16 protein-coding genes are annotated in these 22,572 nt (G+C 74.3%); 9 read left to right on the plus strand and 7 right to left on the minus strand.

The window, feature by feature from the left end:
• Window positions 1-97: 97 nt before the first annotated feature.
• Genes ACH4OW_RS38300 through ACH4OW_RS38330 form a run of 7 tightly spaced genes read right to left on the minus strand, consistent with a single transcriptional unit; the run spans window position 98 to window position 9,495 of the window.
• Window positions 98-1,171, minus strand: a complete 1,074-nt coding sequence (locus ACH4OW_RS38300; RefSeq protein ID WP_398033412.1) for a FecCD family ABC transporter permease — start codon at window positions 1,169-1,171, stop codon at window positions 98-100.
• Window positions 1,168-2,229, minus strand: a complete 1,062-nt coding sequence (locus ACH4OW_RS38305) for a FecCD family ABC transporter permease (RefSeq protein ID WP_398033415.1) — start codon at window positions 2,227-2,229, stop codon at window positions 1,168-1,170. Before ACH4OW_RS38305 ends, ACH4OW_RS38300 begins: the two co-directional genes overlap by 4 nt.
• Window positions 2,226-2,831 (minus strand): dTDP-4-dehydrorhamnose 3,5-epimerase family protein, encoded by a 606-nt coding sequence (locus ACH4OW_RS38310; protein ID WP_398033417.1) that lies wholly within the window; start codon window positions 2,829-2,831, stop codon window positions 2,226-2,228. Before ACH4OW_RS38310 ends, ACH4OW_RS38305 begins: the two co-directional genes overlap by 4 nt.
• Window positions 2,819-3,706: a dTDP-4-dehydrorhamnose reductase gene (gene rfbD, locus ACH4OW_RS38315; RefSeq protein WP_398033420.1), complete on the minus strand. Its 888-nt coding sequence runs from the start codon at window positions 3,704-3,706 to the stop codon at window positions 2,819-2,821. Before rfbD ends, ACH4OW_RS38310 begins: the two co-directional genes overlap by 13 nt.
• Window positions 3,703-4,713, minus strand: coding sequence for a dTDP-glucose 4,6-dehydratase (rfbB, locus tag ACH4OW_RS38320; protein WP_398033422.1), 1,011 nt, complete (start codon window positions 4,711-4,713; stop codon window positions 3,703-3,705). The genes rfbD and rfbB overlap by 4 nt, the downstream gene beginning before the upstream one ends.
• 59 nt (window positions 4,714-4,772) lie before the next feature.
• Window positions 4,773-5,840 carry a glucose-1-phosphate thymidylyltransferase gene (locus tag ACH4OW_RS38325; protein ID WP_360140803.1) on the minus strand — a complete coding sequence of 356 codons (1,068 nt, stop codon included), beginning with the start codon at window positions 5,838-5,840 and terminating at the stop codon, window positions 4,773-4,775.
• A 7-nt stretch (window positions 5,841-5,847) separates the two neighbouring features.
• Entirely contained in the window at window positions 5,848-9,495 is a 3,648-nt protein-coding gene (locus ACH4OW_RS38330) for an ABC transporter ATP-binding protein (protein ID WP_398033425.1), read from the minus strand.
• A 156-nt stretch (window positions 9,496-9,651) separates the two neighbouring features.
• Here ACH4OW_RS38330 and ACH4OW_RS38335 point away from each other — a divergent pair, with 156 nt between their 5' ends.
• The 9 genes from ACH4OW_RS38335 to ACH4OW_RS38375 form a co-directional block, all read left to right on the plus strand.
• Entirely contained in the window at window positions 9,652-10,815 is a 1,164-nt protein-coding gene (locus ACH4OW_RS38335) for a nucleotide disphospho-sugar-binding domain-containing protein (RefSeq protein WP_398033427.1), read from the plus strand.
• Window positions 10,812-12,134, plus strand: a complete 1,323-nt coding sequence (gene fes / locus ACH4OW_RS38340) for an enterochelin esterase (RefSeq protein ID WP_398033430.1) — start codon at window positions 10,812-10,814, stop codon at window positions 12,132-12,134. The genes ACH4OW_RS38335 and fes overlap by 4 nt, the downstream gene beginning before the upstream one ends.
• A 51-nt stretch (window positions 12,135-12,185) precedes the next feature.
• Window positions 12,186-13,145: an ABC transporter substrate-binding protein gene (locus tag ACH4OW_RS38345; protein ID WP_398033433.1), complete on the plus strand. Its 960-nt coding sequence runs from the start codon at window positions 12,186-12,188 to the stop codon at window positions 13,143-13,145.
• 32 nt (window positions 13,146-13,177) lie between these two features.
• On the plus strand, window positions 13,178-14,191 hold the full coding sequence (locus ACH4OW_RS38350; RefSeq protein ID WP_398033436.1) for a helix-turn-helix domain-containing protein: 1,014 nt from the start codon (window positions 13,178-13,180) through the stop codon (window positions 14,189-14,191).
• A gap of 117 nt (window positions 14,192-14,308) precedes the next feature.
• Window positions 14,309-15,544 carry a multidrug effflux MFS transporter gene (locus ACH4OW_RS38355; protein WP_398033438.1) on the plus strand — a complete coding sequence of 412 codons (1,236 nt, stop codon included), beginning with the start codon at window positions 14,309-14,311 and terminating at the stop codon, window positions 15,542-15,544.
• 13 nt (window positions 15,545-15,557) lie between these two features.
• Window positions 15,558-15,875 carry a hypothetical protein gene (locus ACH4OW_RS38360; protein ID WP_398033441.1) on the plus strand — a complete coding sequence of 106 codons (318 nt, stop codon included), beginning with the start codon at window positions 15,558-15,560 and terminating at the stop codon, window positions 15,873-15,875.
• A gap of 203 nt (window positions 15,876-16,078) precedes the next feature.
• Window positions 16,079-16,606: a thioesterase domain-containing protein gene (locus ACH4OW_RS38365; protein WP_398033444.1), complete on the plus strand. Its 528-nt coding sequence runs from the start codon at window positions 16,079-16,081 to the stop codon at window positions 16,604-16,606.
• Between the two features lie 27 nt (window positions 16,607-16,633).
• Complete coding sequence (locus tag ACH4OW_RS38370; RefSeq protein ID WP_398033447.1) at window positions 16,634-17,290, plus strand: response regulator; 657 nt, start codon at window positions 16,634-16,636, stop codon at window positions 17,288-17,290.
• 230 nt (window positions 17,291-17,520) lie between these two features.
• Window positions 17,521-22,572 (plus strand): beta-ketoacyl synthase N-terminal-like domain-containing protein (locus ACH4OW_RS38375; protein WP_398033449.1); only part of this gene is annotated, 5,052 nt, incomplete at its 3' end.

The following is a 22,572-nucleotide window of genomic DNA, read 5'->3' on the forward strand; positions in this document are numbered from 1 at the left end:
TGTTCCCCCGTGATCGGTGAGGGGTGTCACGCAATACGGGAATCGCGCCCGGTTCCTGAAAGCCGGTCAGGTGCCTGCGTGCGTACGGGATTACGGCTCACAGCTTCCCCGACTTCCTTTCCAGGAACAGCAGCCAGGCCAGGTACACGCCTCCGCCCACTCCCGTGAGCACGCCCACCGGGAGGATGGCCGTGCCGGAGACGCGTTGGGCCGCCCAGTCGGCGAGAGTGACCAGGGTGGCGCCCATCCAGGCCGCGGGGAGGACGTTGGGGCCGGGGGAGCGGGTGAGGCGGCGGGCCAGTTGGGGGGCGGCCAGGGCGACGAAGGGGATGGGGCCGGCGGCGGCCACGGCGAGCGCCGTCAGGCCGGTGCCGGTGGCGAGGAGGGCCAGGCGGCTGCGTTCGGGGGCGACGCCGAGCGCCGCCGCCGTGTCGTCGCCCATTTCCAGGAGGGAGAGCCGGCGGGTGAGGACCAGGACGGCGGGTGTCAGGGCGGCGACGCCGAGGGCGGCCACCGTCACGTCGGGCCAGCCGCGCCCGTTGAGGCTGCCGATCATCCAGGTGGCGGCTTCGGCGGCCTTGCCGATGTCGGCCCGTACGTACAGGTAGCTGGTGAGCGAGCCCAGCACCGCCGAGCCGCCGATGCCGACGAGCACCAGGCGGTAGCCGTGCACGCCGCGCTTCCAGGCCAGCAGGTAGACGGCGGCGGCGGTGGCCAGGCCGCCGAGCACCGCGCCGAGGGCGATCTGCGCGGTCCCGGCCTCCAGGAGGATGACGGAGACGAGGGCACCGGCCGACGCGCCGCTGCCGAAGCCGATGACGTCGGGGCTGCCGAGGGGGTTGCGGGCCAGCGACTGGAAGACCGCGCCGCTCATGCCCATCGCGAAGCCGGCCAGCAGCCCGTCCAGTACGCGGGGCAGCCGCAGGTCCACGACGACGAAGTCCGCGCCGGGCGGGCCGTCCCCGAAGAGCGTGGCGAGGACTTCGGCGGGGGTGAGGTGGTAGCTGCCCATGCCCAGGGACAGGACGGCCACCGTGGCGCCGGCCAGTGCCAGCAGTACGCAGACCAGCAGGGCACGGCGGCCCAGGCGCAGGGACAGCCCGCCCCGGGTGCGCAGGACGGTGGGGCGCGGCGCGGCGCGGCGCGCGACGGGGGTGCGGACGGCGTTCACAGCTGGGCCACCTTGCGCCGGCGGACGAGGTGGATGAACACCAGGCCGCCGCAGAACGCGGTGACCACCCCCACCTCGATCTCGGCGGGCGGGGCCAGTACCCGGCCGACGATGTCGGACCCCAGCAGCAGGACCGGCGCGAAGACGGCGCAGTAGGGGAACAGCCACCGGGTGTCGGTGCCGCAGAAGGCCCGTACCGCGTGCGGGATCATCAGGCCGACGAAGCCGATCGGCCCGCAGACCGCGGTGGCGGCGCCGCAGAGCAGGGTGATGGCGGCGATGGACAGCACCCGGGTCCGGCCCAGCCGGGCGCCCAGGGAGCGGGCGGTGTCCTCTCCCAGGGCCATGGCGTTCAGCGGGCGGGCCACCGCCAGGGCGAGGACGGCGCCCGCGAGGAGGAAGGGCAGCGCGGCCGGGAGCAGGTCGCCGCGGCGGCCCGCGAGGGTGCCGACCGACCAGTGCCGCATGGTCTCCAGCGCTCCCAGGTCCGTCAGTTGCAGTCCGTTCACGCAGCCGAAGAGGGCGGCGTTGACGGCGGTGCCGGCCAGGGCCAGGCGTACCGGCGTGGCAGCGCGGCTGCCGCCGAGCGCGTTGACCAGGACGGCCGCCGCGCCGGCGCCGGCCAGCGCGAACCACAGGTAGCCGGTGAAGGAGGTGACGCCCAGCACGCTGATCGCGGTGACCACGGCGGCCGAGGCGCCCGCGTTGACGCCGAGGAGCCCGGGATCGGCGAGCGGGTTGCGGGTGAGGGTCTGCATCACGGCGCCGGCCAGCCCCAGGGCGGCGCCTGCCGCGACGCCCAGCGCGGTACGCGGTATCCGCAGCTCCCGCACGATCCGGTCGTCGGCGGTGCCGGTCGGCGTGAACAGGCCGTGCCACACCTGGTCGAGGGGGATGGCCTTGGTGCCCACGGCGATGCCGGCCAGCACCACGGCGGCCAGCAGCGCCAGGCCCAGCAGCAGCCCGCCGGCCCGCACGGCCCGGCGCCCGGCCGGCGGCGCGGCCGGGGCGGGTGGTGCGGGGGAGCCGGCGCGGGCCGCGGTCGCGGTCGTCGTCACGCGGCGCTGCCTTCCCTGGCCGCGGCCCGGTGGCGTACGCACTCCTCGTACGAGGGGAGCAGGCCCAGCTTCCCGGCCTCTTCGAGGGTGGGCGCGGCGGCGTCCTTGGCGGACAGCAGCGGGGTGACGCCGGCGGGCCAGTCGATGTCGAGGGCCGGGTCCAGCGGGTGGACGCCGTGCTCGCGCCGCGGCTGGTAGCCGGTGGAGCACAGGTAGACCACGGTGGCGTCGTCGGTCAGGGCCATGAAGGCGTGGCCGAGCCCTTCGGAGACGTACACCGCGCTCAGCCCGTCCTCGTCCAGGGGTACGGCCTCCCACGCGCCGAACGTGGGGGAGCCGGTCCGCACGTCCACCACCACGTCCAGTACGGCGCCGCGCACGCAGGTGACGTACTTGGCCTGGCCGGGCGGCACCTCGCTGAAGTGCAGGCCGCGCAGTACGCCGCGGCGGGAGACGGAGCAGTTGGCCTGGGCCAGCACCGGGGCGCGGCCGGTGGCGCCGGTGAACTCCGGCCGGGTGAACCACTCGTGGAAGGAGCCGCGGTCGTCCCGGTGGACGAGGGGTTCGCGCACCCAGGCTCCTTCGATGCTCAGCGGGCGCATGAGACTGCTCCTTCCAGCGTCGCGGTCACCGCGGCGAACTCGGTGGCGAGGGCGTCGCGCCAGTGCCTGGGCGCGGGCAGCCCGGCGGCGGCCCAGCGGTCGTGGCCCAGCACGCTCCAGGCGGGGCGGCGGGCGGGCCGGTCCAGGGCGGCGCTGCCGGTGGGGCGGACGCGGTCGGGGTCGGCGCCCGCCAGCCGGTACACCTCGCGGGCCAGCTCGTACCAGGTGGCCGTGCCGCCGGTGGTGGCGTGGAAGACGCCGGGGCGTGCGGGGCCTCGCCCCAGTGCGAGCAGCCGTTCGGCGACATCGCGGGCGGGGGTGGGCTGTCCCGTCTGGTCGTTGACGACGTCAGCGGTGGCGCCGCGCGCGGCGCGTTCGGCCATGGTCCGGACGAAGTTGCGGCCGTGGGCGCCGTACAGCCAGGCGGTGCGCACGACGGTGCCGGTGCGCGGCAGCTCGGCCAGGACGGCTTGTTCGCCGGCGGCCTTGCCGCGGCCGTAGGCGGTGAGCGGGCCGGTGGGCGCGCCCTCCGCGTACGGGGTGGTGGCGTCGCCGGAGAAGACGTAGTCGGTGGACACGTGCAGCAGCCGGGTGCCGCCGCGGGCGCAGGCGCGGGCCAGCTCGCGCACCGCGTCGGCGTTGACGCGCCGTGCCTGCTCCTCGTGGGTCTCGGCGCCGTCCACGTCCGTGTAGGCGGCGCAGTTGACGACCACGGCCGGGCGGACGCGGCGCAGGGCGGACTCCACGGCGCGGGTGTCGGTGAGGTCCAGGGACCGGCGGTCCATGGGGAGCGCGCATTCGCCCTCGGCGGCCAGCAGGCGGCCCACCTCGCGGCCGAGCATGCCGCCGGCGCCGGTGATCAGCCAGCGGCTCACCGGGCGGCACCGCCCGCGGCCGGTACGCCGGTGGCGTCGGCGGCCGGCGCCGCCCACCGGTCGGGGCGGTCGCGGTACCAGGCGACGGTTTCGGCGAGCCCGTCCTCGAAGGAGTGCCGGGGGACGTAGCCCAGTTCGGTACGGATCTTGGTCCAGTCCACGGAGTAGCGCCGGTCGTGGCCCTTGCGGTCGCTGACGTGGTCGACCCGGTCCCAGCCGGCGCCGCAGGCGGCGAGGAGGCGTTCGGTGAGGTCCTTGTTGGTCAGCTCGGTGCCGCCGCCGATGTTGTAGACCTCGCCGGGCCGGCCGCCCTCCAGGACCAGGCGCAGCGCCCGGCAGTGGTCGTCCACGTGCAGCCAGTCGCGTACGTTGAGCCCGTCGCCGTACAGCGGGACGCGCCCGCCCGCCAGCAGCCGGCCGACGAACAGCGGGATCACCTTTTCGGGGTGCTGGTAGGGGCCGTAGTTGTTGGAGCAGCGGGTCACCGACACGTCCAGGCCGTGGGTGCGGTGGTGGGCCAGTGCCAGGAGGTCGGAGCCCGCCTTGGAGGCGGAGTAGGGGGAGTTGGGGGCCAGGGGCTGGTCCTCGGTCCAGGAGCCGTCCGCGATCGAGCCGTACACCTCGTCGGTGGAGACGTGCACGAAGCGGGCGATGCGGTGGCGCACCGCTGACTCCAGGAGGACCTGGGTGCCCAGGACGTTGGTGGAGGCGAAGTCGGTGCCGCCCGCGATGGACCGGTCCACGTGCGACTCGGCGGCGAAGTGCACCACCGCGTCGTGATCGGCCAGCAGGTCGTCCACCAGCGGCCGGTCACGGATGTCGCCGTGCACGAAGGTGAACCGCGGATCGCTCTGCACGGGCTGGAGGTTGGCGCGGTCCCCCGCGTAGGTCAGCGCGTCCAGGACGGTGACGACGTGCGGCCCGGTGCCGGAGCCCGCCGGGGCGAGCAGGGTGCGGACGAAGTGGGAGCCGATGAAGCCGGCCCCGCCGGTGACGAGAATTCTCAAGGCGTCAGTCCAAAGAAGAAAAAGAGGAAGGGGATGCGGCTGAGTGGTGGCGGGCGGGGTCAGGGCGCTATCTGCACCTGGCTGTGGTCGCCGAGCACCACGCGGTGCGCGCGGGGCGCGCGGGCGGCGCCGCTCATGCGGACCATGCGGCCGATGAGCGACCCCTCGATCCGGCCGGCGTTCTCGATGCGGGAGTCGTCCAGGATGATGGAGAACTCCACCTCGCTGCCGCTGATCACACAGCCGCCCGCGACGGACGTGGAGGGGCCGATGTAGGAGTCGCGCACGACGCTGTCCGCGCCGATGACCGCGGGGCCCACGATCCGGGACCGTACGACGCTGGCCCCGGCCTCGACGCGGACCCGGCCGACCAGTTCGCTGTCGCCGTCCACCTCGCCCAGGACGGCGGGCGGCAGGCCCTCCAGCACGGTGCGGTTGACCTCCAGCATGTCGGTGACGTTGCCGGTGTCCTTCCAGTAGCCGGAGATGACCGTGGACTGCACGGTGCGGCCCGCCTCGACCAGCCACTGGAGGGCGTCGGTGATCTCCAGTTCGCCGCGTGCCGAGGGCTCGATGGCCCGTACGGCGTCGTGCACGCCGGGCGTGAAGAGGTAGACGCCGACCAGCGCCAGGTCGCTGCGCGGCTCGCGCGGCTTCTCCTCCAGGCGCAGGACGCGGCCTTCGGGGGTGAGTTCGGCGACGCCGAACGCGCTGGGGTCGGCGACCTTAGTGAGCAGGATGCGCGCGTCGGGGCGGGACTGCCGGAACTCCTCGACGAGTTCGGTGATGCCGCCGACCACGAAGTTGTCGCCGAGGTACATCACGAAGTCGTCGTCGCCGAGCCAGTCGCGGGCGACGAGCACGGCGTGCGCGAGGCCGAGGGGCTGTTCCTGGGGGAGGTAGGTGACGCGGGCCCCGAAGCGGGAGCCGTCGCCCACGGCGGTACGGATCTCCGCCGCGGTGTCGCCGACGATGATGCCGATGTCGGTGACGCCCGCGGCGACCAGGGACTCGATGCCGTAGAAGAGCACCGGCTTGTTGGCGACGGGGACGAGTTGCTTGGCGGCGGTGTGGGTGATGGGCCGCAGTCTGCTGCCGGTGCCTCCGGAGAGGACAAGTGCCTTCATGAGCGGGTCATCCTTGGGTGAGGGTGGCGGGTTCGGCGGCGGAGTGGTGGTGCCACAGCCGGGCATAGTGACCGTCGGCGTCGAGGAGCTGCTGGTGGGTGCCCTCCTCGGCGATCCGCCCGGCGTCCAGGACGACGATCCGGTCGGCCCGCGCGGCGGTGGCCAGGCGGTGCGCGACCAGCACGGTGGTGCGGCCGTCGGCCAGGCGGTCCCCGGCGTCCAGCACCGCGCGTTCGGTGGCCGGGTCGAGGGCAGCGGTGGCCTCGTCCAGGAGGAGCAGGCCGGGGTCCACGAGGTGGGCGCGGGCCAGGGCGACGAGCTGGCGCTGGCCGGCGGACAGGCGCTGCCCGCGCTCGCCGACGGGCTGGCGGAAGCCGTACGGCTGGGCGGCCACCGCGGGCAGCGCGCCCACCGCCCGTACGGCCGCCTCGACCTCCCGGTCGGTGGCTGCGGGGCGGCCGTAGCGGACGTTGTCGGCGATGTCGCCGGTGAACAGGTGGGCTTCCTGGGGGACGACGCCCAGCAGCCGCCGGTAGGCGGGCGGGTCGTAGGTGCGGACATCCGTGCCGTCCACCAGCACCTGCCCCTCGGTCGCGTCGTGGAAGCGGGCGAGCAGCTTGACGACGGTGGACTTGCCGGCGCCGGTCGCGCCGACGAGCGCGACCGTCTCGCCGGGCTCGACGCGCAGGCTGACCCGGTCCAGTGACGGCTGCCCGGCGCCCGGGTAGCGGAGGGTGACCGCGCGGAGTTCGACCGCGCCGCGCAGCCGTTCCGGTACGGGTACGGGGTCGGCGGCGGGCCGCACGGAGGGCGTGACGCGCAGCAGTTGCAGGGTGCGGCGCAGGCCGACGGACGCCTGCTGGTAGCTGTCGAAGGCGAGCGAGAGCTGTTGGAGGGGCGCGAAGAACATGCCGAGGAAGAGCGTGAAGGCGACCAGGACGCCGGGGCTGAGGCCGCCGTCCGCGACCCGGTGTGCGCCGTACAGCAGCACGGTGGCCTTGGCGAGTTCGGCGGTGAGGTTGACGCACGGGAAGTACACGGCGGCGTAGCGCTGGGCGCGCAGCCGGGCGGCGCGGTAGCCCTCGGAGAGCTTGCCGAACGCCTCGGCGGTCTTGCCCTCGCGGCTCTGGGACTGGGCGACGCGCAGGCCCGAGACGTTCTCCTGGAGGCTGGAGTTGACCTCGCCGACGCGTTTGCGCGCGTCGCTGTACGCCGCGGAGGACAGCCGCCAGAAGACGGCCGTGGCCACGGCGATCAGGGGGACGAGGGCGAGTGCGGTCAGGGCCAGCGGCAGGTCGACGGCGAGCATTGCCACGACGGCGCCGCACAGGGTGGCCAGGGCGGCGACGGAGGCCAGCAAATGGGTCTGGAGGAAGGCGGAGAGCGCGTCGATGTCGTTGACCATGGCGGTCATGATCTGGCCGCCGCGCTCGCGCTCGTAGAAGTCCAGACCGAGGCGCTGGAGGTGGGCGAAGGTCTTCACCCGCAGCCCGTACAGCACCCGTTCCCCGGCCCGCCGGGTGACGCGTGCCTGGAGGGTGAGCACGCCCCAGCCGGCCGCGACGACGAGCAGCGCGGTCAGCGCGGTGGCGGCGAGCGCGCCGCCGTCGCCCGCGCCGACCCCGGCGTCCAGGCCGTGCCGTACGAGGAGGGGCAGCGCGAGGGAGGCGAGGGAGTCGGCGGCGACGAGCAGCAGGCCGAGCAGCAGGGCGGCGCGTACGGGGGCGAGCAGGCGCCGGAAGCGCGCGTCGGGGTCGGGGGCGCGCAGCCGGTCCTCGTCCAGGCGCGGGTCGTCGGTGGTCTCCTCCACCGCGTTCCGGGCCGCGTCGGCGGGGGGCTCGGGCCACAGTTCCGGGGTGACGCCCTGGTCGGTGGCGTGCGGGGCCGGGGTGACGCGTACGTCGAGGGAGTCGCCAGGACCGGCCAGGAGCTCGCGGAACAGCGGGCAGCGCTCGGCCAGTTCCTCCTGGGTGCCGCAGTCCACCACGCGGCCCTCGTCCAGGACGGCGATGCGGTCGGCGAGCCGGAGGGTGGAGCGGCGGTGTGCGATCAGCAGGGTCGTACGGTCGCCGGTGACGGCGCGCAGGGTGCGGTGGATGGCGGCCTCGGTGGCGGCGTCCACGGCGGAGGTGGCGTCGTCCAGGACCAGGACGCGCGGGTCGGCCAGCAGGGCGCGGGCCAGCACCACGCGCTGCCGCTGCCCGCCGGAGAGCGTCAGCCCGCGCTCGCCGACCTCGGTGGCGTAGCCGTCGGGCAGCGCCGAGATGAACCCGTGCGCCTCGGCGGCCTCGGCAGCCGCCCTGACCTGCGCGTCGGTGGCATCAGGGCGGCCGTAGGCGATGTTGTCGCGGGCCGAGCAGGAGAACAGGAAGGGCTCTTCGAAGACCACGCCGATGGTGGAGCGGAGGTCCGCGAGCGACAGTTCGCGGACGTCAATGGCCGCGCCGGGCGGGCCGACGCGTACGGAGCCGTCCTGCGGGTCGTAGAAGCGGGGGAGCAGCAGCGAGACGGTGGACTTGCCGGAGCCCGAAGGGCCGACCAGGGCCAGTGTCTCGCCGGGCCCTACGGTCAGGGACACGTCGTTGAGCACCGGGTCGCTGGGCGCGTACCCGAAGCGCACGTCGCGCAGTTCCAGGCCGGTCGGCCCTGCGGGCAGGGCGACCGGGTCGGCCGGATCGGTGATGTCGGGCCGGGCGTCGACGAGTTCGTAGACCCGCTCGGCCGCGGCGCGCGCCTGCTGGGCGGTGACCAGGAAGCTCGCGAACAGGCGGGCGGGCCCGGCCAGCAGCGCCAGGTAGGCGGCGAAGGCGAGGAAGGTGCCCAGCCCGATGGTGCCGCGCAGCGCCAGCCAGCCGCCGAGGGCGAGCACGCCGACCTGGCCGAGCGCGGGCAGCGCCGCGAGGGTGGCGGTGGCGCCGGCTTGGATGCGGGCCACCCGCATCCGCCGTCCGAACAGGCCGCGGGCGGCGCGGGCCAGCCGGCGCACCTCGCGCTCTTCCTGGCCGAAGCCCTTGACCACCCGTACGCCGGTGACGGCTTCCTCGACCTGCTCGGCGATGCGCGCGGCGCCGGCCTGTGCCTCGCGGGTGGCGGGCACGAGCCGTTTGCGGCTGCGGGCGGCGGCCCACGCGGTGGCGGGCACCACGGTCAGCGCGACCAGGGCGAGCGGGGCGCACAGCCACAGCATCGCGCCGACGGCGACGAGGAAGAGGGCCGTGGTGCCGAGCGGGATCGGCAGCATCCCCAGCATGATCTGCACCTGTGTCAGGTCGCTGTTGGCGCGGGAGACCACCTGGCCGGTGCGCAGCGCGTCCTGTTTGACGCCGTCCAGGCGCTGGAGGGAGTCGAACACCTCGGTACGCAACCGGTGCTGGACGCCGAGGGCGAGTTTCCCGGCGGCGTAGCGGCGGGTGAACTCGGCGGCGAACTGGACCAGCGCGAGGCCCGCCATCGCGGCGGCGAGCCAGCCGATGCGGTCGGTGTGCCCGGCCACGGCGTCGTCGACGCCGAGCCGGGCCAGGAGGGGGCCGATCGCCTCAAGTCCCGTGCCGAGCACGGAACTCACGGCGACCGCGAAGAGGAGTCGGGGGTGGTGGCGGCACGCGGCACCGAGCCTGCGTAGCCAGCCGGGAGGCGTTGTTGACCTGCTGAGCACGTGGTTAGCTTAGGCTTACCTAAGTGTCGGGTCGTCACTCGGGGTATGTGACCTGTCGCACATGTACCGACGTACCGCCCGTTTCCCGCCGCCACTCGCACCACCCGTGTCCCGAAACCGACTTGACGGCCCGTCGGGACAGAAAGCAGGTTGTCGATGCGTGTCCTGTTCGCCGGGCCGCCCTTCTTCGGGCTGCTCTATCCACTGGTCCCATTGGCCCAGGCGTTCCGCGCCGCCGGCCACGACGTCCTCGTCGCCACCTGCGGCCGAGCCGTCGGCCACGCCGCCTCGGCCGGACTGCCCGCCGTGGACTGCGCGCCCGGCATCGACCCCGACGCCCTGTACGCCGCCATGGAGAAGAACCGCCAGGGCAAGCCCCCGGCCCCGGATGAGAAGCGCACCGCCCCCAAGGGGAAGGGATTCTCCTTCTTCAGCGAGGAGATGGCGGACACCATGGTCGACACCGCCCGCAACTGGCGGCCCGACCTCGTCGTACACACCCCCAACGGCGTCGTCGGCCAGCTCGTGGCCGCCGCGCTCGGCATCCCCTCGGTCGTCCACGCGGTCGGGTTCGGCCACACCGGCCGGCACGTCGCGATGATGAACGACGCCCTCGCCGACGGGTACGCCCGCCACAACCTGGCGGGCCCTGGACCCGTCGCCGCCTGGCTGGACGTCACCCCGCCCCGCATGAGCGTCACCACCGAACCGCACCGCCGCCACCTGCGCTACGTCCCGTACAACGGCGGCGGCGCGCTCCCGCACTGGCTCTTCGCGGCGCGCAAGCGCCCCCGCGTCGCGGTCACCCTCGGCACCGTCCGCCCGGTCGTGGACGGCCTCTCGCCCGTGGAGTGGGTCATCGACGCGGCCCGCGAGACCGACGCCGAATTCGTGCTCGCGCTCGGCGGCGCCGACCTCTCGGCGCTCGGCCCGCTCCCCGAGAACGTACGCCCCGTGGAGTGGACGCCCCTGAGCGCCCTGCTCGCCGCCAGCGACGCCGCCATCCACCACGGCGGCGCCGGCACCACCCTGACCGTCCTGGACTCGGGGCTGCCGCAGCTCGTCCTCGGCGAGGGAGCCGACCGGCCGGCCAACGCGGCGGCGGTCCGGGCGCGCGGCTGCGGCCTGGTCCCGCCCGACCCGTCGGCGCTCGCCGGCACCGACCGCCCCGGGCGCGAGCTGGTGCGGCGGCTCCTGGAGGACGAGGCGCTGGCCACCGCGGCCCGCGAGACGGCCGAGGAGATGGCCGCGCTGCCCAGCCCCGCCGACACCGTGCCCCGGCTGGTCGAACTGGCCCTCGCCCGCGGAGCGGACGGATGAGCCGCGCGGACGGCGCCCCCGCCGCCCGCACGGCCCCCGCCGGGCCGCCCCGCACCCCCCGGCCCCGCCCGGCCGAGACCACGGACAGCCCGGAAGTGACGCGCCTGGCCGCCCGGCTCGCCACGGCCGGGTCGGCGGACGCGCGCGCCGCCGTACTGGACCGGTTCTGGGACGAGGTGGCGGCCCGCGGCACCCCGCTCGTCGAACCGCTCGACGGCGACCCCGGGCACCACGCCGTCACCTTCCTGTGGCGCGGCGGCACCGCGACCCGCCAGGTGCTGCTGATGGTCAACCGGCTGATGGACCGCGCCGACCTCGCCCCGAGCCTGATGCGCCGGCTGCCCGGCACGGACGTGTGGCACCTGACCTACCGGCTGCGCGGCGACCACCGCGGCTCGTACCGCATCGCCGCCGACACCGAGGGACGGCCGCTCGGCGACCTCGGCCGGCTGGCCGCCACCGGCGTCGGCGACCCCCTCAACCCCCGCACCATCGCCACCCGCTGGCACGGCCCGCCCGGTTCGGTCTTCGAACTCCCCGACGCCCCCGCCCGGCCCTGGCCCCACCCCGCCCGCGCCGGCACCCCGCGCGGCACGGTCCGGCGCCACCAGGTGGCCAGCGCCGCGCTCGGCGCGGAACGCGAGGTGTGGGTGTACGAGCCGCCGGCACCGGCCACGGGCCGCGCCGGGCAGCACACCGACACCCTCGTCCTGCTCGACGGCGACATGTGGTTCGGCCAACTGCGCCTGGAAGAAGTGCTCGACGGCCTCGTCGCCGACGGCGCGATCCCGCCGCTCACGGTCCTCGCCCCGCACGCCGTCGACAACGCCACCCGCGTACGGGAATTCGGCGGCCACCCGGCGTACGTCACCTTCCTCGCCGGGGAACTGCTGCCCTGGGCCGCCGACCGCCTGCCGGTCCGCCCGGACCCCGCACGCACGGTCGTCGCGGGGCAGAGCCTGGGCGGACTCACCGCCCTGTACGCCGGGTACGGCGCGCCCGACCGGTTCGGCAACGTCCTGGCCCAGTCCCCGTCCCTGTGGTGGCAGCCCCCGGGCGAACCGGCCGGGGAGACGGCGTGGATCACCCGGCGCTACGCCGAGGGGGCGCGGCGCGGGCTGCGGCTGCACCTGGACGTGGGCCTGCACGAGTGGGGAATGCTCGAACAGACCCGCGTCCTGCGCCGGACGCTCCGGGCCTGCGGCCACCCCGTCACCGGCTCCGACTTCAACGGCGGCCACGACTACGCCTGTTGGACCGTCGCCCTGGCACAGGGGCTGATCACCCTCCTCGGCCCGGGAACGCCACCGCCTTCCTGAGACCCGCCCGCCGGCCCCGCACCCTTTCCGTACACACAAGGAGCAACACCGATGCGTTACCGCCGACCCGCCGCCCTGCTCGCCGCCGCCCTGGCAGGCGCCCTGACCCTCGCCGGCTGCGGCGATGGCGCCGACGGCAAGGAGGGCGGCTCCGGCACCCGTACCGTCACCGACGCCAACGGCAAGGAGGTGGCGGTGCCCGTCGCCCCCAAGAAGGTCGTGACGCTCAGCGAGCCCACCCTCGACGCCGCGCTCGCCCTGGGCACCCGGCCGATCGGCGCCACCAGCGGCCGCGGCCAGTCCGGCGTGGCCGGCTACCTCGCCCCGAAGGCCGAGTCCGCCCGGATCGTCGCCAACGTCGCCGAACCCGACCTGGACAAGCTCGCCGCCATGCGGCCCGACCTGATCCTGCTCGACGAGACGGTGGGCGCCAAGCGCGTGCAGGACAAGCTCCGCCGGATCGCCCCCACCGTGCTCACCGCCAAACTGAACGCCCCCTGGCGGGACGCCTTCACCGCGACCGCCGACGCCCTCGGCAAGAAGGCCGACGGCCGGAAGTGGCTCGCCTCCTTCGACGCCCGCACCAAGGCCGTCAAGGACGGGCTCGGACCCAACGCCGGGGCCGTCACCAGCGTCGTGCGCTGGCAGAACGGCGCCCCCTCGGTCGTCGGCAAGGGCAAGGGACACGTCGGCGACACCCTCGCCGCCCTCGGCCTCAAGCGCCCCCAGGGCCAGCAGGGCGAAAGCTCCGGCCACAGCGAACCGGTGAGCCTGGAGCGCCTGGACGCCATCGACGGCGACTGGCTCTTCCTCGGCGCGCTCGGCGACAAGGCCGCGGGGGACAAGGGCCTCGCGGAAGCCACCGCCGTACCGAACTTCACCAAGCTCAAGGCCGTCGAGAAGCACCACGTCGTGGTGGTCGACGGCTCCGCCTGGAACAGCTCCGGCGGCCCGCTCGCCGCGCAGGCCGTCCTCACGGACGTCGAGCGGGCCCTCACGAAGAAGAGCTGAACAGCACGCGCCAGGAGGCTAACCTCGATCTTGTGACCCGGGTACACCAGCTCGCCGGCGTGACCGGTTCCCCCACGTCGGACGCGACGCTCGCGGCGTACTACGCGTCGATCGCCGAGACCGAGGGGAGCCGCGACGGCACCGTCCGGCACCGGCTCCGCCCGGAGGTCGGCGACGGCACGATCGAGGTGACGCCGCTGCGCAGCGGGTTCCACATCGTCCGCTACGACGTCGCGTTCGCCGGCGGGCACCAGGTCGGGTACGCCTTCCCCGGCGACCACTTCGAGCTGGAGCACTGCGTCGACGGGCGCATGCACGTCAGCGAGACCAGCACCGGAACCGGCGGTCTGCACGCGGGGTCGGTGGCGCTGAGCCCCCGGTGCGCCACCGGCGGCGTCGTCGCGCACGGCGACGGCGAGCGGTACCGCGCCGTGTCGGTCACCGGGACCTGGACCGGGCTGGAGACCTACCTCGGCAACCTCGGCGCGGGCGCCCTGCCGGCCCCCGGGCCGCAGGACGTCGCGCGCGAACAGTACCTGGGCCGGTCCGCCGCGTTGCGCCCGGCGGCCGGCCCGCTGGAGGAGCTCTTCCTGCACCGGCGCTCGTCCCCGGGGCGCCTGCTGTACATGGAATCGCGGCTCGTGGCGGCGCTGGCCGCCCTGGTCGACGGACTCACCGCCACCGCGCCGCCGGCGGACACCGGGGACCTCGCGCTGGACGACCACGAGGTGGCCGCGCTGCGCCGCGTCCCCGAACTGCTCTGGCGAGAACGCCACGCACCGCCGACGCTGCCCGAACTGGCCCGCACGGTCTCGATGTCGGTCCGGCGCCTCACCACCGGGTTCCGCGCGCTGTACGGGGCGCCGGTGATGGAGCACCACCGGCGCCGCTGCCTCGACCGCGCCGCGGCCCTGCTCGTCGAGACCGACTGGCCGGTGGCCCGGATCGGGCACGAGGTCGGCTACGCCTCGCCCAGCAACTTCGGCTACGCCTTCCGGCGCGACCGGGGCACCACTCCCGCCGGGTTCCGGCGGGCACACTCCTGACACCTCCGAGAGCCGGGCACCGCGCTCCACATCCACGGGACCGCCGCTCCACACCACGGCGCGGTCCCGGTGCCGACGATGGGCCGACCCCCAGCAGGCACCCCCGGATGGAGACCGATGACCGTCAGTACCGATGCCGCGTCCTCCCGGACCGGGACGGGGCCACTCGTCGTCGTCCTCGGCGGACTCTCGGCGGTATCGCCGTTCGCCATCGACATGTACGCGCCCGGCTTCCCCCAGATCGTCACCTCGTTCGCCACCTCGAAGACGGCCGTCCAACTCTCCCTGACGGCCTGCCTCATCGGGCTGGCCGCCGGGCAGCTCGTGCTCGGTCCCGTCAGCGACGCGCTGGGGCGGCGGCGCCTGCTGCTGGCCGGTTCCGGCATGTTCGGCGTGTTCTCCCTGGTCTGCGCGCTCGCCCCGACCATCGCCGTGTTCGACGTGGCCAGGCTGCTGCAAGGGATCGCCGGCAGCGCGGGCATCGTGATCGGGCGGGCCGTCATCAGCGACCGGTTCACCGGCGCCCACGCGGCCCGCCGGCTCACCACGCTCAGCGTGATCGGGTCGACCGCGCCGGTCCTGGCGCCGGTGGCCGGCGGCCTGATCCTCGGCGTCGGGTCGTGGCGCCTGGTGTTCGTGGCGCTGGCCGTGACCGGGCTGGTGCTGTCGGCCGCGATCCGGGCGTGGGTTCCGGAGTCGCTGCCCGCCGAGCGGCGCAGGACCGGCGGCCTGCGGGCCGCGTTCGCCGCGATGGGCGCACTGCTCCGGCGCCGCGAACTGGCCGGCTACCTCCTGGCCATGGGCTGCGGGCTGGCCGCCCTGTTCGCCTACATCACGGGCTCGCCCTTCGTCTTCGAAGGCACCTACGGCCTGTCGCCCACCGCGTACGGCCTCGTCTTCGCCACCAACGCCGTCGGCACCGTGGTGACCGGTACGGTCTTCGGGCGGCTGGCCGGGCGCGTACGGCTCAACCTCCTGCTCACCGTCGGCGTCGCCGTCACCGTCGTCTCCCTGGCCACGCTGGTGACCCTGCTCGCCGTCGGCATCAGCACCCTCCCCACCACGTGGGCCTGCCTGTTCGGCCTGACGTCCGGGTTCGGACTGCTGCTGCCCGCGTCGATCACCATCATCCTCGCGATCGGCAGCGACACCCCCGGAGCCGCGTCCGGGCTGCTCGGCGGCGCCCAGTTCGTATTGGGCGCCGCGGCCGCGCCACTGCCCGGCGTACTGGGCAACACCACCGCCATGTCCACGGCCGTCGTGGTACTGGGCTGCGTCGTTCTCTCGGCGGCGGCCCTGGTCACCCTCGCCCGACCGTGGCAGGGCCACGGCGAGCCGTCCGGTTCCGAATGAAATGATCACGAATATGCGCGAACGACACCATGACGACCGGCTCCTACGCCTGCACAAGGAGCACCGGGACGCGCCGTACCCCGCGGGCTTCCGCGGCGTGGACATCGAAGGGGTGGAGCTGATCCTGCTCGACGCGGATGCCGACGCCCTCGTCCAAAGGGAACTCGAAGGCGGACTCGACCACGAAGGCATCGCCGTCCTCTGGGCGTGCATCGCCGACCTCGAAAAGATCCTGCCCCTGATCGGCGACAATTACTGCGCGTCCTACTACGCGAGGCTGCGGACGATGGCGGGGATCGTAGCGGCACGCTACATACCCAGCGCGTTCTGACCGGCTGCCGGAAACGCAACCCCTGCCGGCCCCATCCGGTTCCAAACCCTCGTAACCGTGTGTAGGGGGTGGAGATTTGTCCACCCATGGACGAGCAAATTTCCACCTGGGTGGTAGATGCCGTCCCCTCTCTCCCTCCGTATCGTCGGCACCAACTGCCGAACGGGGGCCTGCGCGCGACGAGAGAGACTGGAGAACGGGCCATGGGGATATGGGAGCCGATCGCCGACCGCGATGTCGAGCTGATAAGAATCGCGATGCCGTTGCAGTCGGCCTCCTTCCGGCTGGCGTGCTTCCCGCATGAGCCGGACTCGTCGGACATGTTATGGCACCTGGCCCGCCAACTGCTGCCCTCGGTCGAGGTGCTGGCAGTCCAGTACCCGCACGGCGACGCGCGGAACCCCGGCGGAAGGACCGGAGACCTCGACGAACTGGTGGGCGACAGCGCCCTGCTGCTCAGCGGCTGGTCCGACCTGCCGCTGGCCCTCTTCGGCCACCACAGCGGAGGCGAGGTGGCGTTACGGGTCGCCGACCGGCTCGAACGGGAGCTGGGCGTCGATCCGCTGTGCACCTTCGTGGCCGACCGGGGCGCGTGGGGCGTCTTCCCGGCGTTCGAGACGGCCCGGCTGCGCTCGCCGGTGATCGCGTTCGCCGGCGCGCACGACGCACCGCGCTGTGCCGAGACCGTCAACCTCATCCACGACGGGCTGCTCGCCGCCCAGATCGACTGAACGGCCCGAGCAGGGGACACTGTCACCGTGACCACACAAGCCAGCATCCGAGTGATCGTCGCCGACGACCAGGCGGCAGTCCGGGAAGGACTCGTCCTCCTCCTGGGCACCATGCCGGGCATCACGGTCGTGGCCGAAGCGGGCGACGGCGAGGAAGCGGTGGCCATGGTCGCCGAACACCACCCGGACGTCGTCCTGATGGACCTGGGCATGCCCGGCGTGACGGGCGTGGAGGCCACCCGGCGGGTGCGGCAGGACCACGCCGACACCCAGGTCGTCGTCCTCACCACCTACGCGTCCGAAGAACTCGTCCTGGAGGCGCTGAGCGTCGGTGCGCTCGGCTACCTCACCAAGTCCGCCACCAAGGACGCCATCGCCCGCGCGCTGAGCGCCGCCGCGGCCGGGCAGGCGGTGCTGGACCCCGGCGTCCAGCACACCCTCATCCAGGCGGCGACCCGCAGCCGGCCGGCCCCTGCTCCCGCCCCCGCCGACCGGCTCACCGCCCGCGAGATCGACGTATTGAAACTGATAGCCGCCGGCTTCGGCAACCGCGAGATCTCCCGGCACCTGTTCATCAGCGAACCGACCGTCAAGACGCACGTCAACCGCATCTTCGCCAAGACCGGAAGCAAGGACCGCGCCCAGGCGAGCGAATACGCCAGGAAACACCGGTACACCGACTGAACCACCACAACAGCCCGGGAATTACCGACCCCGATTCCCGGCCGGTCGGTCCCCCTGGCCACCCCCCTACAGCCTGATGTTCCCGCCGGGCTCCCGGAATTCACGGGCCCGGTCCTAGGGGACGTTAGGGGTGGGTGCCGCTGATCGTTCTCCCTAGCATCGGAGCGCGGGTGTGGACCGTCTTGTCCCACTCCCTGCCGCACTCGGAGAAAGACAAATAGGGGGCACCTGTGCGTGAAGAGCTCGACCGGCTTCCGGAGTTCGAACGGCCGCGCGCCCTGCTACGCCTGGTGTGCGAGTGGGCCGCCGAAGTACTGGAGCGGGACCCCGAAGGAGTCGCCGCCCGGGCGTCCTTCGTGGACCAGGGGGTCGGCTCGATCGCCGCGGTGGAACTGCACCGGCGGCTCACCGCCGCCACCGGGCTCGCCCTGCCGGTGACCGTGGCGTTCGACCACCCCACGCCGCAGGCCCTCGCCGAAGAGCTGTACGCACGCCTCTACGGCCGGCCCACCCCCCTTGAGGACGAGGGCGGCGAGTCCGGCAGCCCCCGCGCCGCCGACTCGGACGATCCGGTCGCCATCGTCGGCATGGCCTGCCGCCTGCCCGGTGGCATCACCTCCCCCGAGGAGCTGTGGCAGCTGCTGCTCGACGGCGGCGAGGTGCTCTCCGACTACCCCGTCAACCGCGGCTGGGACGTCGACAACCTCTACGACCCCGACCCCGACCGGCCGGGCCGCACCTACACCCGCAGCGGCGGCTTCCTGCACGACGCCCCGGAGTTCGACGCGGAGTTCTTCGGCATCTCACCGCGCGAGGCGGTGGCGATGGACCCCCAGCAGCGGCTGCTGCTGGAGGTCACCTGGGAGAGCCTGGAGCGGGCCGGCATCAGTCCGACGACGTTGCGCGGCACCCCGGTCGGCGTCTTCACCGGGGTGGAGAACCACGAGTACGGCCCCGGCCTGGCCCATGTCGGCGGGGGGCTCGAAGGCCACCTGCTGACCGGCACAGCGGCCAGCCTCGCCTCGGGCCGGGTGGCCTACGCGTACGGCTTCGAGGGCCCGGCCGTCACCATCGACACCGCGTGCTCGGCCTCGCTGGTCGCACTGCACCTGGCGGCCAGGTCGCTGCGCCTGGGCGAATGCCGGATGGCGCTGGTCGGCGGCGCCGCCGTGATGTCCAGCCCCGGCGGCTTCCTCGCCTTTTCCCGCCAGCGCGGGCTGGCCGCCGACGGCCGGTGCAAGGCCTTCTCGGCCGACGCCGACGGGACCGGCTGGTCGGAGGGCGTCGGCGTGCTCGTCGTCGAGCGGCTGTCGGACGCCGTACGGCACGGACACCGCGTGCTGGCCGTGCTGCGCGGATCGGCCGTCAACTCCGACGGCGCCTCCAACGGGCTGACGGCACCCAGCGGCCCGGCCCAGGAACGGGTGATCCGCGGCGCGCTGGCCGACGCCGGGCTGACCGCCGCCGACGTGGACGCCGTGGAGGCCCACGGCACCGGCACGGCCCTCGGCGACCCGATCGAGGCGATGGCCCTGCTGGCCACCTACGGCAGGGACCGCCCGGCCGGCCGGCCGCTGCGCCTCGGGTCGGTCAAGTCCAACCTGGGCCACACCCAGGCCGCCGCCGGAGTCACCGGAGTGATCAAGACCGTGCTCGCGCTGCGGCACGGCCTGCTGCCGCGCACCCTGCACATCAGCGAGCCGACCCCGCACGTCGACTGGTCCTCGGGCGGAGTGGAACTGCTCACCGAGACCGCGCCCTGGCCGGAGACCGGCCGGCCGCGCCGCGCGGCCGTCTCGTCGTTCGGAGTGAGCGGCACCAACGCCCATGTGATCCTGGAGGCCGCGGCGGACCACGCCACGGAAGGCACGACGGCCCACGGCGCGCCCGACACGGACCTGACCACCGAACCGGAGCCCCTCGGCGTCCTGCCCTTCGCCTTCTCGGCCCACGGCCCGGCAGGCGTGCGCGCCCAGGCGGCGCGCCTGGCCGACCACGTCGAGCAGCGCCCCGGCCTCCGCCTCGCGGACACCGCCCGCGGCCTGGCCACCGCACGCGCCCACCTGACCGACCGCGCGGTCGCCGTCGCCGCTGACCGTACCGCCCTGGTCTCCGCCCTGCGCGCGTTCGCCGCCGACGGCAGCGCCCCCGGCGTGGTGACCGGCACACCGGCCGACGGCGGCCTGGCTTTCCTGTTCACCGGGCAGGGCAGTCAGCGGCTGGGGATGGGCCGCGAGCTCCACGCACGGTTCCCCGCCTTCCGGCGGGCGTTCGACGACGCCTGCGCCACGCTCAACGCCTTCGTGGACCGGCCGGTGGAGTCCCTGGTGTTCGGCGACGCGCCCGAGCTGCTCGACCGTACCGAGTACACCCAGCCCGCCCTGTTCGCGTTCGAGGTGGCACTCTTCCGCCTCCTCGAATCGTGGGGCGTGACGCCGGACTTCCTCGTGGGGCACTCGATCGGCGAACTGGTGGCCGCCCACGTCGCGGGAGTGCTGAACCTGCCCGACGCCGCCCTGCTGGTGGCCCACCGCGGCCGCCTGATGCAGCAGTTGCCCGAAGGCGGGGCGATGGCCGCCATCGAGGCGGGTGAGGAGGAGATCGCCCCACAGCTCGCCGAGCACCCCGCGGCGATCGGGCTGGCCGCCGTCAACGGGCCGCGCTCCATCGTCGTCTCCGGCGACGAAGGGCCGGTCGCCGACCTGATGGCGGCCTGGCGGGCGCGCGGCCGCCGCGTCCACCGGCTGACCGTCAGCCACGCCTTCCACTCACCGCGGATGGAACCGATGCTGGACGGCTTCCGCTGGATCGCGCGCGTGGTGTCCTACGCCGAGCCGGCCATCCCGATCGTCTCCAACGTGACCGGCCGGGTGCTCACCGCCGAGGAGGCCCGCGACCCGGAGTACTGGGTGCGGCACGTCCGCGAACCCGTGCGCTTCGCCGACGCCATCGGCCTGCTGGCCCGCTCCGGTGCCTCGACCTTCCTCGAACTGGGCCCGGACGGCGCCCTGACCGGCCTGGGACAGGAATGCCTGGACGACGCCGACGCCGCCTTCCTGCCCACCGTTCGAGCCGATCGCCCCGAGGCCGCCACCCTCACCACCGCGCTCGCCCGGCTGCACACCCGGGGCGTCCCGGTGGACTGGACCGCCGCCCTGCCCGCCGGAACCGCTCCGGAGGACCTGCCCACCTACGCGTTCCAGCGCAAGCACTACTGGCTCGACGCGGCCGCCCCGGCCGGCGACCTCGCCGCGGCCGGACTCGGCGCCGCCGGACACCCGCTGCTCAGCGCCGTCGTCACCCTGCCCGACACTCAGGACACCGTGCTCACCGGCCGGCTCTCGCTCCGCACCCACCCGTGGCTGGCCGACCACGCCGTCCTGGACACCGTGCTGTTCCCCGGCACCGCATGGGTGGAACTGTTCACCCGCGCCGGTGACGAGGCCGGCTGCACCCGCATCGACGAACTGACCCTGACGGCCCCTCTGGTCATACCCCGGCGGGGCGGAGTCTCCGTACGGCTCGTCGTACGCGCCCCCGGCGAGACCGGCACCCGCGCCGTCACCGCCTATTCACGCGGCGACGGCGACGAGACCTGGACCTGCCACGCCGTCGGCGTCCTGGCCCCCGGCGGCCCCGTACCGGAGACCACGCCCGCGGTATGGCCTCCGGAGGGCGCCGAACGGGTCGAACTGACCGGCTTCTACGAGCGGCTCGCCGACGACGGGTACGGCTACGGCCCGCTCTTCCAGGGGCTGCGCGCCGCCTGGCGACGCGGCACCGAGGTCTTCGCCGAGGTCGCACTGCCGGACGGCACACAGCCCGACGGCTACGGCGTGCACCCCGCGCTGTTCGACGCCGTCCTGCACGCCGGCATCCTCGCCGAGGGCGGCACCGGCGCCACCCTGCCCTTCTCCTGGCGCGGCGTCGAGATCCACAGCGCCGGGGCACCGGCCCTGCGCGCCCGGATCGTCCCCGAGGACGACGACGCGGTGGCGATCACCCTGACCGACCAGACCGGCGGGCCGGTCGCCTCCGTGGCGGCCCTGGTGACGCGCCCGGTCGAAGCCGCTCAGCTCGCCGGCGCCCCCGCCGGGTCCGACACGCTGTTCCGCACCGAGTGGACGGCGCTGCCCGAGGCGCCCGAGCCGGCGGCCGAACGCTGCGCGGTCGTCGGCCCCGACGGGCTCGGCCTCGGCCAGGAGACCTACGACACGCTGGAAGACCTGGCGGGCAGTGGGGCGCCCGTGCCCAGCCTCGTCCTCGCGCCCTTCGGCCCCGGCCCGGCGGCAGGCCCCGGAACCGCCGGTGACCACGGACACTCCGCCACCGGGCCCACCGTGGACCCCGCAGCGGTCCACACGGCCCTGAGCCGGGCGCTGGCGCTGCTCCAAGCATGGCTTTCCGACGACCGGTTCGCGCGCTCCCGGCTGGTCTTCGTGACCAGCGGGGCGGTCACCGCCGAGTCCGGCGAGCGCCTGGCCGACCTCGTCCACGCCCCGCTGTGGGGCCTGGTGCGCTCGGCACAGGCGGAGAACCCCGGCAGCTTCCTGCTGGCCGACATCGACGCCACCGCCGAGAGCCGGCGCGCCCTGACCGCCCTGGCATCCCACGACGAACCGGAAGTGGCCCTGCGCGAAGGCCGCCCGTCGGCCCGACGGCTGGTGCGGACCGGCAACGACACACTGGTGCCTCCGGCCGGTACCGAGCACTGGCGGCTGGACGCCCCGGTCCGCGGCACCCTGGACAACCTCCGGCTGACACCCGCACCCGACGCCGGGGCACCGCTCCCCGCCGACCACGTGCGCATCGCGGTGCGCGCGGCGGGCATGAACTTCCGCGACGTCGTCTCCCTCCTGGGCATGGCGGCCTCCGAAGACGCCCTCGGTTACGAGGCCGCGGGCGTGGTGACCGAAGTCGGCGCGGAGGTCACCGGACTGACCGCGGGTGACCGGGTGATGGGCCTGTTCAGCGGCGCCTTCGGCCCCACGGCAGTGGCCCCGCGCGCCCTCGTCGTACCGATGCCGCCCGGCTGGGAATTCGCGGACGCCGCCGCCGTACCACTGGTCTACGCGACCGCCCTGTACGTCTGGGAAGACCTCACCCAGGTGGCACCCGGACAGCGGGTCCTGATCCATGCGGGCGCCGGCGGCGTCGGCATCGCCGCCATCCGACTGGCACACCGGCGGGGCTGCGAGGTGTTCGCGACGGCCAGTCCGGGGAAGTGGGAGGTGCTGCGCTCGCTGGGTCTGGACGACGACCACATCGCCTCCTCCCGGGAC

The organism is Streptomyces sp. NPDC017056 (assembly GCF_044332485.1).
In the GTDB taxonomy this organism is placed as follows: domain Bacteria; phylum Actinomycetota; class Actinomycetes; order Streptomycetales; family Streptomycetaceae; genus Streptomyces.

Excerpts from the sequence above, each read along its gene's own strand:
- ACH4OW_RS38365 (WP_398033444.1), top strand. The coding sequence starts at position 16,079 with ATGGGGATATGGGAGCCGATCGCCGACCGCGATGTCGAGCTGATAAGA.
- ACH4OW_RS38355 (WP_398033438.1), top strand. The coding sequence starts at position 14,309 with ATGACCGTCAGTACCGATGCCGCGTCCTCCCGGACCGGGACGGGGCCA.
- ACH4OW_RS38360 (WP_398033441.1), top strand. The coding sequence starts at position 15,558 with ATGCGCGAACGACACCATGACGACCGGCTCCTACGCCTGCACAAGGAG.
- ACH4OW_RS38345 (WP_398033433.1), top strand. The coding sequence starts at position 12,186 with ATGCGTTACCGCCGACCCGCCGCCCTGCTCGCCGCCGCCCTGGCAGGC.
- fes (WP_398033430.1), top strand. The coding sequence starts at position 10,812 with ATGAGCCGCGCGGACGGCGCCCCCGCCGCCCGCACGGCCCCCGCCGGG.
- ACH4OW_RS38310 (WP_398033417.1), bottom strand. The coding sequence starts at position 2,831 with ATGCGCCCGCTGAGCATCGAAGGAGCCTGGGTGCGCGAACCCCTCGTC.
- ACH4OW_RS38325 (WP_360140803.1), bottom strand. The coding sequence starts at position 5,840 with ATGAAGGCACTTGTCCTCTCCGGAGGCACCGGCAGCAGACTGCGGCCC.
- ACH4OW_RS38335 (WP_398033427.1), top strand. The coding sequence starts at position 9,652 with ATGCGTGTCCTGTTCGCCGGGCCGCCCTTCTTCGGGCTGCTCTATCCA.